The 12,624-nt window shown below is 51.4% G+C and carries 18 protein-coding genes; all 18 read left to right on the top strand.

The window, feature by feature from the left end:
* Position 1: 1 nt before the first annotated feature.
* The 18 genes from ACTHO6_RS10220 to ACTHO6_RS10135 all read left to right on the top strand — a co-directional run bounded on the left by ACTHO6_RS10220 (position 2) and on the right by ACTHO6_RS10135 (position 12,602).
* Positions 2–427: a transcriptional regulator gene (locus ACTHO6_RS10220; protein ID WP_440241433.1), complete on the top strand. Its 426-nt coding sequence runs from the start codon at positions 2–4 to the stop codon at positions 425–427.
* A 132-nt stretch (positions 428–559) separates the two neighbouring features.
* The gene (locus ACTHO6_RS10215) at positions 560–862 is read left to right on the top strand and encodes a hypothetical protein (RefSeq protein ID WP_440241432.1); all 303 of its coding nucleotides are present in this window, start codon (positions 560–562) and stop codon (positions 860–862) included.
* On the top strand, positions 852–1,241 hold the full coding sequence (locus ACTHO6_RS10210; protein WP_440241431.1) for an HNH endonuclease: 390 nt from the start codon (positions 852–854) through the stop codon (positions 1,239–1,241). The genes ACTHO6_RS10215 and ACTHO6_RS10210 overlap by 11 nt, the downstream gene beginning before the upstream one ends.
* Before the next feature lie 131 nt (positions 1,242–1,372).
* Complete coding sequence (locus tag ACTHO6_RS10205) at positions 1,373–1,903, top strand: hypothetical protein (protein WP_440241430.1); 531 nt, start codon at positions 1,373–1,375, stop codon at positions 1,901–1,903.
* The gene (locus ACTHO6_RS10200; RefSeq protein ID WP_440241429.1) at positions 1,893–3,461 is read left to right on the top strand and encodes a terminase large subunit; all 1,569 of its coding nucleotides are present in this window, start codon (positions 1,893–1,895) and stop codon (positions 3,459–3,461) included. The genes ACTHO6_RS10205 and ACTHO6_RS10200 overlap by 11 nt, the downstream gene beginning before the upstream one ends.
* A gap of 51 nt (positions 3,462–3,512) precedes the next feature.
* On the top strand, positions 3,513–4,829 hold the full coding sequence (locus ACTHO6_RS10195) for a phage portal protein (protein ID WP_440241583.1): 1,317 nt from the start codon (positions 3,513–3,515) through the stop codon (positions 4,827–4,829).
* Complete coding sequence (locus ACTHO6_RS10190) at positions 4,774–5,400, top strand: HK97 family phage prohead protease (RefSeq protein WP_440241582.1); 627 nt, start codon at positions 4,774–4,776, stop codon at positions 5,398–5,400. Before ACTHO6_RS10195 ends, ACTHO6_RS10190 begins: the two co-directional genes overlap by 56 nt.
* A gap of 36 nt (positions 5,401–5,436) precedes the next feature.
* The gene (locus ACTHO6_RS10185; RefSeq protein ID WP_440241428.1) at positions 5,437–6,630 is read left to right on the top strand and encodes a phage major capsid protein; all 1,194 of its coding nucleotides are present in this window, start codon (positions 5,437–5,439) and stop codon (positions 6,628–6,630) included.
* 51 nt (positions 6,631–6,681) lie between these two features.
* Positions 6,682–6,894, top strand: coding sequence for a hypothetical protein (locus tag ACTHO6_RS10180; protein WP_440241427.1), 213 nt, complete (start codon positions 6,682–6,684; stop codon positions 6,892–6,894).
* A complete protein-coding gene (locus ACTHO6_RS10175; protein ID WP_440241426.1) occupies positions 6,872–7,168 on the top strand; it encodes a head-tail connector protein in 297 nt (98 codons plus the stop codon). The genes ACTHO6_RS10180 and ACTHO6_RS10175 overlap by 23 nt, the downstream gene beginning before the upstream one ends.
* Positions 7,165–7,494, top strand: a complete 330-nt coding sequence (locus ACTHO6_RS10170) for a phage head closure protein (protein ID WP_440241425.1) — start codon at positions 7,165–7,167, stop codon at positions 7,492–7,494. The genes ACTHO6_RS10175 and ACTHO6_RS10170 overlap by 4 nt, the downstream gene beginning before the upstream one ends.
* Position 7,495: 1 nt before the next feature.
* Positions 7,496–7,930, top strand: coding sequence for a phage tail terminator family protein (locus ACTHO6_RS10165; RefSeq protein WP_440241424.1), 435 nt, complete (start codon positions 7,496–7,498; stop codon positions 7,928–7,930).
* Positions 7,923–8,351: an HK97 gp10 family phage protein gene (locus ACTHO6_RS10160; protein ID WP_440241423.1), complete on the top strand. Its 429-nt coding sequence runs from the start codon at positions 7,923–7,925 to the stop codon at positions 8,349–8,351. Before ACTHO6_RS10165 ends, ACTHO6_RS10160 begins: the two co-directional genes overlap by 8 nt.
* Positions 8,352–8,363: 12 nt before the next feature.
* Entirely contained in the window at positions 8,364–9,419 is a 1,056-nt protein-coding gene (locus ACTHO6_RS10155) for a phage tail sheath subtilisin-like domain-containing protein (RefSeq protein ID WP_440241422.1), read from the top strand.
* Between the two features lie 15 nt (positions 9,420–9,434).
* Entirely contained in the window at positions 9,435–9,872 is a 438-nt protein-coding gene (locus ACTHO6_RS10150) for a phage tail tube protein (RefSeq protein ID WP_440241421.1), read from the top strand.
* 11 nt (positions 9,873–9,883) lie between these two features.
* A complete protein-coding gene (locus ACTHO6_RS10145; RefSeq protein ID WP_440241420.1) occupies positions 9,884–10,273 on the top strand; it encodes a phage tail assembly chaperone in 390 nt (129 codons plus the stop codon).
* Between the two features lie 168 nt (positions 10,274–10,441).
* Entirely contained in the window at positions 10,442–11,005 is a 564-nt protein-coding gene (locus tag ACTHO6_RS10140) for a hypothetical protein (RefSeq protein ID WP_440241419.1), read from the top strand.
* A gap of 52 nt (positions 11,006–11,057) precedes the next feature.
* Positions 11,058–12,602 (top strand): tape measure protein, encoded by a 1,545-nt coding sequence (locus ACTHO6_RS10135; protein ID WP_440241418.1) that lies wholly within the window; start codon positions 11,058–11,060, stop codon positions 12,600–12,602.
* Positions 12,603–12,624 lie beyond the last annotated feature (22 nt).

The following is a 12,624-nucleotide window of genomic DNA, read 5'->3' as shown; positions in this document are numbered from 1 at the left end:
AATGTCAGTCACAAAAATTCGCAAAGGCACCTTTCAACATGTGGAGTCTGAACTGTACGCCTATCATGAAACCAGGAAAGAAATTGTCCGCTTGAAAAACGAAATCTTGTACGCGAGCGGGTCAACGGACGAGAATGTCGGAGGAGGACGAGGGAGCTTGCCGGGCGATCCGACAAGCCGGACAGCGATCCTGCTGTCAAGCCACAAGAAGCTGGAGCAGCTGCGAAACATCGTGGACGCTATCGAGAGCGTAGTCGACCGGCTCACCGAAGACCGGAAAAAGCTGATTCGCTTGCGCTACTGGGAAAAGCCGCAGCGCTTGACCTGGGATGGAGTTGCAGCCGAGCTGCATGTCAGCCGCCGCACTGCCATGAACTGGCGGGATGAGATTGTAAGAGCCATCGCAGAGAAGATTGGATGGAGATAAACATCTGCACTATCTTTGCACTTTTGGCCCCAAAATCCGTGGTAATCTGATAGCGTGGAAAATTATTCAAAGATGTGGACAAGCCATCCGGTGTTCGGGTGGCTCTTTCATTTCCCAGAGGAGAGAGGAGCTATGAGACTTGATGAGTTGCAATTCAGCGTAGAAGAACATGCGTATAAGCGATACTGCCAACGGGTGGAGCCAGTGACCAGGGAAGCGCTGCTGTCTCTTATTGGCGATCAACTGCAACCCGGGCACTACCGGCAGAAAGGGTATCTCCAGCTTGACGGCGTTTGGTGGAGGTACAGCATAACGAACACCGTGATCACGCTGCACACCTGCTACGGCCGACATCACATTGATCTGCCGGCAGCGATCCGGTGGGCAAAACAGCACAGAGATCGGATTGTGCTGGGAGATCTATATGGCGATTAAACCGAAACGACCATGCGCGGCACCGGGCTGTCGCAACCTGACAGACAGAGGCTATTGCCCGGATCACATGCCGCTTGTGAACAAGCAGAAGAGAGAGCGAAATAAGCAGTATGATCTGCAGCAGCGAGACAAGCAGGCCAGAGACTTCTATCACAGTGTCGAGTGGGAGAGGCTAAGGCAGCAAGCGCTGATGCGCGATCACGGGCTATGCCAGGACTGTCTGGATCAGCAACACATCCGAACAGCCGATGTCGTGGACCATATTAAACCCGTGCAACCATACTGGCATCTGCGCTTGTGCTTAGATAACTTACGGTCATTATGCCATCCGCACCATAACCGGAAGACGGCGGAGGACAAGAAGCGGTACCCGTCTTAAAAACGCTTTATTTGTGTAAAGGATTAGGGGCAGGGGGAGGGTCAAAAATTTTGGACCGCGTCGCCGGAGACCGACGCGGCCCCTTCGCGCAAACTTTTTTCCCAAAATGAAAAATTTTTGGAGGTGATTACATGGCAGGACGACCCAGTAAACCGGTCCAGCTGCTGAATCTGGAGGGGAGAAGTCACCGGACAAAAGACGAGCTGAAGCATCGGGAGAAGGCCGAGAAGTCCCTTTACACCGGAACGACTTTCAAGGAGTCGCCCGCCGTGAAGGCAGACCCGATTGCACACCGCGAGTTTCTTCGGCTCAAGAAGCTTTACAAGTCCATCCAATTCGTCGACGGGTTGGACGAGCAGATCATCAATCGGTACTGCATGCTAATCAGCCAGGAGCAGGCATTGGCGAAGATGACGGAACGCATGCGACAGGATATTGACGAGGTCCAGGAAGTAGAGGACCGGCTGCGCATATACGAGTCGATCGCGGGAGTGACCGACAAGGTCATGAAGACGCGCGACATGCTGCTCAAACTTGAAGACCGGATGTTCCTCAACCCGACGGCGCGGATCAAATCTATCCCGAAGTCGCCGCCGGAGGAGAAGAAGGAATCTGCTATGGCACAGTTTTTGAACAGAAGAGCTGGCGGCCATGCCCCATGATCCGAAGCGAGCGCTTGAGCCGATTGAATTTGTACAGATGCTACACGCCGTCGACGATTTTTACGGCCAACCGTTCCAACTGCTCAACTGGCAGCATGATCTGCTCTGGGATGTTTACGGCACAGTAAACGAACAGGGGTATCGGCAATACCGTTACGCCTACCTAGAAGTGCCGAAGAAAAACGGCAAAACCTCGCTTATCGCGGGCCTGGCGCTGTATCACCTGACCTGCGATGGTCCAGGCGGTCAAATTTATTGCTGCGCCGCCGACCGTGAACAAGCGAAGCTGGTTTACATGGCCGCTTGTGCGATGATTGAGCAGGAGCCGGAGCTGGAAGCGATCCTGAAGGTAACGGACAGCCGTAAAGAGATCAAGAACAAGGTCACCGGCACCGTGATGAAGGTACTGTCCGCCGAAGCGTACACGAAGCACGGCATCAACCCGACCGTCGTCATCTTCGATGAGCTGCACGCGCAGCCGAAACGCGACCTGTGGGACGTCATGACGTTCGGCGCAGGCGCGGCGCGTAAAGAGCCGCTTTGGTGGGTCATTACGACGGCGGGGGATGACCCAGACCGCAATTCGATCGGCTGGGAAATCCATGAGAAGGCGACGAAGATTCTCTCCGGCGAGATTGTCGACCCGTACTGGTACGTGAAGATTTACGGTGCGCCGGAAGACGCCGATATTTACGACGAAGCAACCTGGTTCGCGGCAAATCCATCGCTCGGGCACACGATTAGCATAGAATCCGTCAGACAAGAGGCGCTGGCTGCTCGCAATAGCGAGGCATCCGAGCGTCTTTTTCGTTGGCTTCGGCTCAATCAATGGGTATCGCTCAAACGGGTCGGGTGGCTGCCACTCACACTCTGGGATCAAACAACCGGCAAATGGTCACTGGCGGAGTTGGTGGGCAAGCGATGCTACGTCGGCTTGGACCTCTCCAGTACGACGGACATCACGGCAGCCGTTTATCTGTTCCCGCCGCAAGAGGGCATTCCGGACTGGAGATTCATCCATGATGCCTGGATTCCTGAAGACAACATGCGGGAGCGCGTCGCCCGCGACCACGTCCCGTATGATCGTTGGGTGAATCAGAAGTATCTGCACGCTACGCCAGGTAACGTCGTCGATTACGATTTCGTTGAGGCGCGTCTGGTCGCAAGCAGCAAGCAATACAACCTGCATACGGCCGGGGCGGACCCGTGGAACAGCCGCATGCTGACGCAGCGGCTCATGCGACAGGGCATCGATGTCGTGGAGATCCCGCAGAATATGGCCAACATGAGTCCGGCCATGAAGCTGATCGAGCAGCTGATGAAGCGTGGCCTGATGACGCACGAGGAAAATCCGGTTGCTCGATGGTGCTGGGGGAACGTCGTGGTAGCTGTAGACGGGAACGAGAATATCAAGCCGATGAAAAACAAGTCGGCCGATCGGATCGACTTGACAGTTGCGCTGATTGACGCGATGGCGACAGCCATGCTGTTCGAGGAGATCAGCCTGGACGTCTCCGAATTTGCGGATGAGGCGTTTTTGAACAAGCTCTGGGGGTAAAACCCCAAGCGCTTGTGATTTTGAAGGGAGGGAGGTGCAGATGTGAAGATCATGAACATAGCGCGGCGAATGATTGGCCTGCCCGAAAAACGGGAGACGTTGGAGTTGAACGTCAACGACCGCCGTCTGCTTGAAGTGCTAGGGATCGATACTGGTGATGTAAATGTGCGCGGAAAAAACGCGCTCAAGGTTGACACGGTGTTCTCCTGTGTGCGCATTCGGTCCGAATCGGTGGCAAAATTACCCTTGAAGGTTTTCCAGGAGGACGAGTCTGGTATCCAAAAGCAGACCCGGCACCCTGCTTTTCAACTGCTTCGATTGCGCCCCAATCCGTATATGAGCGCCTTTGATTTTTGGAAGTGCATCGAGGCACAGAGCAGTATGTATGGCAACGCATACGCATCGATCGAGGTGGATCAGCGTGGCCGGATCGTCGGGTTATGGCCGATGGATGCTGGTCGGGTAAAAATCGTGGTGGACAACGACTCGAGTGCGAGCGGTGTCATCACCAATCGGTCCAAACTCTGGTATGAAGTTAATCTCGGATACGAGCAGCGAAAGCTGTTGCCGCATGAGCTCTTGCACTTCAAAGGCGGCGTGACGCTGGACGGTATTGTCGGGTTGTCACCGTTGGAATGTTTACGTGCAACGCTTGAAAATGGGGCATCAGCGAACAAATTCGTCAACAACTTCTACAAGCAGGGGCTACAAGTAAAAGGTATCGTTCAGTATGTGGGCGACCTCGACGAAAAGGCAAAGCGTAATTTTAGGGATAAATTTGAAGCTATGTCCTCTGGATTGAGCAACAGTCATCGGATTGCACTTATGCCGGTTGGCTACCAGTTCGTGCCGATCGCCCTCAACATGCACGATGCGCAGTTTTTAGAAAACAACCAGCTGACAATCCGGCAAATCGCGTCTGCTTTTGGAATCAAAATGCACCAGCTCAACGACTTGAGCCGGGCGACGCATACAAACGTGGCCGAACAACAAAAGGAGTTCTACACCGATACGCTGCAGCCGATCCTCACCATGTATGAGCAGGAGCTGACGTACAAGCTTTTGTTGGATGACGAGATCCGGGACGGCTACTTTTTCCGTTTCAACGTGGATGCTATTCTCCGGAGCGACATCAAAACCAGGTATGAAGCTTATCGCATCGGCGTGCAAGGCGGATTCCTCGCGCCAAATGAGGCGCGTGCGAAGGAGGAGCTTCCACCGCTTGAAGGCGGCGATCAATTGCTGGTAAACGGCAGTATGGTGCCAATCATCGACGCTGGCAAGGCATATCAAGGGAAAGGGGGTGGAGGAGCTGGCACAGGAGAAAAAGACGATTCAGACGAAGGAGATTCGGGCGCTTCCAGCTAAACTTGAGATTCGGTCAAGTGAAGGGGAGGAAGGAAAACGAACCATCACGGGATCGATCAAGTACAACACAGATAGCGCGGAAATGCGTGATTGGTACGGAGACACCTTTGTTGAGACGATCGATAAAGAGGCATTCAAGGACAGCATTGCCTCCCGGAACGTTGTTGGCCTATGGAGCCATGACACAGCACAGGTACTTGGGAACACGAAATCCGGCACGCTGCGGCTGACGAACACAGAAACGGAGCTTCGCTTTGAGTTGGACATTCCCAATACAACGGTCGGTAACGACGCCTGGGAATTGATCCAGCGCGGCGATGTGGACGGCGTGTCGTTCGGAATGCGGGTCACGAAGGATAAGTGGACTAGCGAAAAACGGGATGACAAGCGGATTTATAAACGTTTGATCTTGAATGCGGAGCTGTATGAGATTAGCCCGGTGGCTTTTCCGGCCTATCCGGCGAATGAAGTTGTAGCACGGTCATTGGAGGAGTTCAAGGCTTCCGAGAAGCGTGCTGCGGACCAATACGAAAAAGAAAAGATGCTGATCGAGCTCGACCTTTTTGGTTGAGCTTTTGTTTTGCCAAATATCCCATGAGGTGATCAAATGACCAAGGAATTGCGTGCGCTGCTCCAAAAGTTGGACAACGCGAAACAAGAAGTTCGGTCCCTGCTGGCCGAGGACAAGACGACTGAAGCAAAAGAGAAGATGGACGAGGTCCGATCCCTTCAAGCGAAAGTGGATCTGCAGCGCGAGCTTGAAGAAACCGAAGCTCGCGGTCTTGGCGGCAAGGAGTTGAACGACGACGGGAACGTCGAAGAGCGAGACATGCAGGAACTGGAGAAAGAATACACCGGCATTGTGCTGCGAGGCATTCGCCGTCAGCGAATCAATGACGAGATGCGCTCTGTAATCAAAGAGTATGAACGCCGCGCAGTGATGAACGAAGGGAACACGAACCCTGCGGCCCCTGACGGCAATGTAGGAATTGTGGTGCCGCAGGACATCCAGACTCGGATCAATACGCTGATGCGTGACTGGAACGATCTCTCGCAATACGTGACGGTCGAAAATGTCACGGCTCTCTCCGGTTCCCGTGTGCTGGAGACCGATGCTGATATGACGCCGTTTGCAGACGTGGATGAATACGGGGTGATCCAAGCGACGGATAACCCGAAATTCACGCCGATCAGCTACAAAGTCAAAAAGCGGGCTGGCTACTTGCCGCTGACCAATGAACTTTTGGCTGACAACGATGCTAACCTGCTGGGGTATGTGACCAACTGGATTGCCCGGAAGGCCGCGCATACGCGAAACGTTCATATCCTTGCCAAACTTCAGACGTTGACTCCGAAAGCTCTCTCCGATCTCAAGGCGATAAATACCGTTTTAAATGTGGAACTTGACCCGGCTATCAGCCGTTCTGCTGTGTTGTTGACCAACCAGGACGGATTCAACTGGCTTGACAATCAGGTGGACGGAATGGGCCGCCCAATCCTGATGGACGACATTACGCAGCCTGGCCGCAAGCTGTTTAAGGGTCGCCCGATTGCCGTAGTGAGCAATCGAAATCTGCCAAATGATACGACTACAGGAAATGCACCGCTGTTTATTGGCAATCTGAAGCAGTTCCTGGTGCTGTTCAACCGTCGTTTCTTCGAGCTGGCAAGCACGAGCGAGGGAGGTGACGCATGGCGCCGCGACACGACGGAGCTGCGTACCATCATGCGCGACGATTACGTCCAGTGGGATGCTGCGGCTGCCGTCTACGGTCAGTTGGACATCACGCCAACGCCTTAATGATTTGATGAGAGGGCCGGAATACTGGCCCTCTATTACGGAGGTGAGTTTGTGGCAACGGTAATCAAGAATTTCCGTGAAAGATTTCACAGCATGAAGCTATATCGAATCGGCGATGAATACCCGGATGATGACCAGAAGCGTGTCCAGTATCTGGCCAGTCAGGGCTTTTTGTTGAAAGGAAATGAAGCCGGGGCGGAGCCAGAGGACAAGCCGCGGCGTAGGAAAAAGGGCGTGACCGATGATGGCGATTCTGACGCTTGAGGAAACCAAGGTCTGGTTGCGTGTAGATGGATCGGATGAGGAGCCGCTCATTCAGACGTTGATGTGGGCTGCAGAAGCATACTTACACAATGCCGTGGAAGTTGAATTTGACAGCACGAATCAATTGGCGAAACTGTTTTGTCTGGTGCTCTGTGCCGACTGGTACGAGAATCGGGACCTGATCGGCGCGCAGCCGTCCGACAAATTGCGCTTTACCGTCCAGTCCATCCTTGCCCAGCTGCAGCATGCTTACGCGCCGGAGGAGGCGCCATGAAGTCGAGACTGCTGGTGAACCGATTGAACAAGCGCGCGACGATTCGCAGACAAATCTGGCGAGACAACAGCATGGGGGCGCGAGAACAGGCTTGGGAGGACTACGTGACGGTGTGGGCTGGCGTTGAACCCCTACGAGGGCAGGAGTTTTTTGTCGCACAGCGGAGCGAAGCCGATGTTACTACCCGAATTCGGATACGCTACCGAACTGATATTGACCGGTCGATGACGATTCGCTGCGACGGTGTGGAGTTTGAGATCATGTACATCATCCATCCCGACTTCAACAGGCGGGAACTACAGTTGATGTGTAGGGAGAGACAATGACATGCTAACTCGAGCACAGCTGAATAAAGCGATTAACGACAAGATAAAAGCGGAGTTTCCAACCATCCCGATCCAAAGCAGCGACGTCGAAGAAGGGTTCTCTCGCCCTTCTTTTTTCGTGTCTCTTGAGACGAACCGGGGAGAAGGCTTTCAATTCAGCAACCTTCGGGATATGACTTGCCGAATCTTGTTTTTTCCTACAAGTCGGTATCAGTACATGGAAGAGGCGTATGACGTCATGGATCGGCTTGAGAAGTTATTCGGGTTGTCCTTTACTGTAGAAGATCGGACGATCACGATTGACAGCGCAACGGCGGACGTGATCGATAAGGTTGTGCATTTCGACTTTGACTTCTCGTATTACGACGACCCGGCAATCGATCCTGACGCTGGCACAAACCAAGAAAAAATGCAGGAGCTGAACTTCCGTGAGTGACTTTCAACTGGATGCACGAGAGCTTGACCGATTCCGCAAAGACCTGGATGACTTAATCTACCATTTTCCGACAGAAGCAAAAAGACTGATGCGGTTGTCCGGCAATCAGGCACGGAAGATCGTATTGAAAAAAGCGAAGCAGTCGGTCATCGAAGACACAGGCGAATATTTCAGGTCAATCAAGCGCGGCAAGGTATGGGTAGACGAAATGTCAGGCGAGTACAAGGTGCGAACTTACAGTCGCAGCCCGCACGCTCACTTACTGGAGTATGGGCACCGCATGGTTGGTCATGCGCCTGAGAAGAAAGAGTTGGGATTTGTCCTTGGGTTTCATGTGTTCGACAAAGCTGCCAGGGAAATTAACTTGATCTGGCCGAGCATCTTGGAGCGAGAGTACAACAAAATTTTGAAAAAGTTATAGGAGGACTGGACGATGGGACTACCTGATATATCCATTACTTTCTCATCATTGGCTGTCTCGGCTATTCAGCGTAGCCAGCGCGGGATTGTGGCACTTATCCTCAAGGACGACACGGGTTCGTTTGACACAAAAGAGTATAAAAACGTTTCCGAAGTCAAAAGCACAGACTGGACAGCAGAAAATCTGGACTATATCAAGCGGACATTTCTTGGCACACCATCGAAGGTGATTGTCGAGCGGATTGCCGTCGCCGCAACGGATTACAATGAGGCACTTACCCGTTTGACCAGCAGGCGGTGGAATTATCTGGCCATCCCGGGCATTACGGCTGCGGACGCCTCAATAATTGCAACTCAGATCAAAACGTGGCGTGACACGAACAAAAAGACCGTTAAGGCGGTGCTGCCCAATGTCACGGCCGACCACGAGGGAATCATCAACTTCACAACTGAAGGGATCAAGGTGGGCTCGAACACGTACTCGGCCTCCGAATATACGGCCCGCATCGCAGGGGTACTTGCTGGCTTGCCGCTGACGCGCAGTGCGACCTACTATGTACTTCCAGAGGTGGAAGCGATCGAGGAGAGTTCTGATCCCGATGCGGACATCGACGCAGGCAAACTCATCCTGATAAACGACGGTGAAAAGGTGAAGATTGCACGCGGTGTGAATAGCCTAACTACAACGACACCAGAAAAAGCTGCCGACTTTAAAAAAATTAAGATTGTTGAGGGACATGACATTGTCCAAGAGGATATCACCCGAACGTTTAACGATCAGTACGTTGGCAAGGTAAATAACAGCTATGACAATCAGGTTCTTTTCATCACGGCAGTCAATGCCTATCTCCGCAGTTTGGAAGGCGATGTGCTTGATCCGGCAGCGGACAATATCGTTGGTGTGGACGTGGAAGCGCAGCGTCAGGCGTGGGAGAGTATCGGAACAGACACAAGTGACTGGGACGATCAGAGGATAAAAGAAAAGACGTTCCAATCAAACGTTTTCCTTTCAGGCAGTTTGAAGTTTTTGGATGCCGTAGAAGACCTGCAAATGAGAATACATGTATAGGTAGGTGAGTAGATAATGGCAAAACCCGATGCAAGACGAGTCATTAACGGAACATATGGGAGGCTGTGGGTAGACGGGGAACTGTGGGCGGAAGTGGACAGTTTCGAGTCCAAGGTCACTATTGCCTACGAAGATGTGAACTTTGCCAATGAGCCAGCAACATACCGTAAAGGTCTTGGTTGGTCTGGCGAGGGAAGCTTCAGGCTCAAGAAAGTTTATTCTCGTGTGCAGCGAAAAATGTCAGAGTCCGTAAAAAAAGGCACTTATCCTCGCGTTGAATTGGTTGGTAAACTGGCTGATCCAGACGCTTTTGGTAGCGAACGCGTGGCCCTTCATGATGTCACCTTCGACGAGTTTACATTAATGAAGTTTGAGACGAAAACAGTTGGTAGTGAAGAAGTACCATTCAAGTTCAGTGATTACGATATGATCGACACTATTCCGGGTTCATAGGAGGGGTTATGATGTCCAAAAAAATTACCATTGCTGATTTGCTTGCTCAAAAAGATAAGATCAAGAAAAAGGAGCCAAAAAAACAAACCTTGTTTGTTGCATCCCTTGATGGGGTGATTACGATCCAGGAGCCGGAACGTGCTGTAGCTCTGGAGGCTTTGCAGATGGCGCAAGACAGTAAAAGAGAGGATTTGGCAGACCCATACCTTGTTTATCATTGCGTCGTCGAACCAAACTTGAAAGACCCGGTATTGCAAAGTGAGTTCGGCTGCACCGAACCAACAGATATCGTTGATATGATTTTTCGGCCTGGGGAGGTTTCCATGATCGGCGGTTTTGCCCTGAAACTTGCCGGCTTCGCAACTGGCGTCAGGGCGGTCGACGATGAAATAAAAAACTGATTTGTAGTGGTGATGAAGATTTTTACTTTCTTCACCACTACATACAAAAAGGTTTTACTCCGGAGTATTTGTTAGGGCTGGATTTCCTTACCAAGAGGTTAATGGTACAATCGATGCAGGTAGCAATAAGAGAAGACGCGGGAAAAATCTAAAAACGGGGGGAGCAACGTGTCTTTTGTACTGTTATTGCCAATTGGGTTCATTGCCGTTTTCATTGCGATTGTGATGGCGTTCGTAGGGATGCGAAAGGATGCCCAGCAGAAGAAGGATGCTGCGAGACGAATTTATAAGCGAATGAAGACTTTTATGGCAGTAGGTATTGTTTCGCTGGTGCTTGGTCTTTTTGGCCTGAGCAGGGAAGATGAACCGATGAACAAAGCTGCTTCAGTTACCGAAGTGGATGAGGCCATTGTTTTTACCACCGAAAAATTGACTGAACTTGAGAAGAATTTGTTAACGGACTATCATGACAACTTCTCGATGACAACCTGGTACCAGAAAGAGTTGAAACTTGAAATCAGCAAGGGCGATCAGGGCTACTATAAGTTGAGCCTTCACACCGAAATGCCGGAATCGGAAGAGAGTAAGAAAATCGCTGACAAATTGACACACCCGTTTTTCGGCCTGGTCAATGCAAATGGAGCGATGCTACAAGGACAAGTGGATATGATCGAGGTATACGGTAAAGGGGATAAACTGCTGATGAGTGTCAAGAACCCCTTGTCGAAATAAGGAAAGAAGAGGCGCGAAGGCGTCTCTTTTTGTTTTGTTAGGAGGGGACCTTTTGAGCGCGAAGGACATTTCAAAAACACTTGTCCTGAAAGACGGCGTAACAAGTGTACTGTCGCGAATCGCAGCGAGCACTGTCCGATATAAGAAAGAGCTTAAAGCTCTTCAAAAGCAGGGTATGGAAACCTGGCAGTCAGTAAAGGACGGGATAAAGTCAGCTTCTGCTGTTGTGGCAACAACTGCGGCAGTTGCAGGAGCTGGCCTGGTCGGCCTGGGTATCCAGGCAAACGCAAGCGCGGAGACAGCGGAGAAATCATTTAACATCTTACTTGATTCGGCGAGTGCAGCAAAAACAATGGTTTCCGACCTGCGAAAGATGGCAGTGGAGTCGCCATTTGAGTTCGAAGGCTTACAAGACTCAGCAAAAACGCTGCTCGGTATGGGGTATGCAGGCAAAGAAATCATCCCCATGCTGTATACTCTCGGGGATTCTGTAGCTGCTACAGGAAAAGGGATTGACGAGTTGAAGGGTATCGCTCTTGCACTCGGACAGATCAAGTCCAAAGGCAAGGTCAGCGCGGAAGAAATGAACCAGTTGGCTGAGCGTGGTATTCCTGCTTGGGCGATGCTGGCGAAGGAAATGGGTAAGTCCACAGCAGAGATCATGAAGATGAGCGAGAATGGAGAGTTGTTTGCTGATACCGCCTTGCCGCTGATAATGAAGGGGTTAAAGGATCGTTTCGGGGGTTCCATGAAGGAGATGTCCGATACGTTCACTTATACACTGGCAAATATCAAAGAGACTGGCGTCCAAATGCTCGGCGAGCTGACGAAACCTCTGTTTCTTGCAATCAAGTCTGATCTGCAAAGCATTCAGCAAATGATGGACGGTGGTTCCGGTAAGAAGTGGACAGATGAACTGTCTTTAGGACTGGTCAAGGTTTATGAAGGGGCAAAGGCTGTCGGGCAACAAATTTACTCCGTCAGTATGTTTTTTGTAAACAACTGGTCATGGATTGAACCAATTGTATGGGGCGTTGCTGGTGCATACACGGCTTTGCAAACGACGATTGCGATACTGACCGTTAAGCAGTTGGCGCTGAACTTAGCCATGTCTGCTAATCCAATCGGGCTCGTTATCCTCGGTATAGGAGCTCTTATTGCAATAGGCGTCGCTCTTTGGCGAAACTGGGACACCGTCTCTTTGAAGTTGCGCGAGGGATGGAACGCCATGGTAGATGCAGCGGAATGGGGAGTGAACTTATATATCAGTTATGCCAACACAATTTTGCGGGGTTATAAGTTTCTGTTTGATTCCATCGTATGGATCGGGAAAAGTGCCTGGAATCTTTTGATCGAAGCGTCGGAGGCTGGTGTCAAACGAATGCTTGAGCCACTGAACGCAGCACTCGCTGCAATGGGACAGAAAACGGTGGATGTTAACTTCGCAGGGGCAAAGTTCTCCAACGCAAACGCGCCAAAGTGGGATACAAGTTATGCCCCTATTCCACAGTTGAGTTTCCAAGGCGCCAAGGCTAATTTGCGTGGATTGTCAACAGTAATTCAGACAACTATTTTAAGGGCTTCTTGGCGATACTGAACAGGCGTCATATAGCCTAATG

This window comes from Brevibacillus sp. SAFN-007a (assembly GCF_051967035.1).
Classification (GTDB): domain Bacteria; phylum Bacillota; class Bacilli; order Brevibacillales; family Brevibacillaceae; genus Brevibacillus.
Note: the sequence above shows the minus strand (reverse complement) of the source record. Positions and strands in the feature narration are given on the sequence as shown.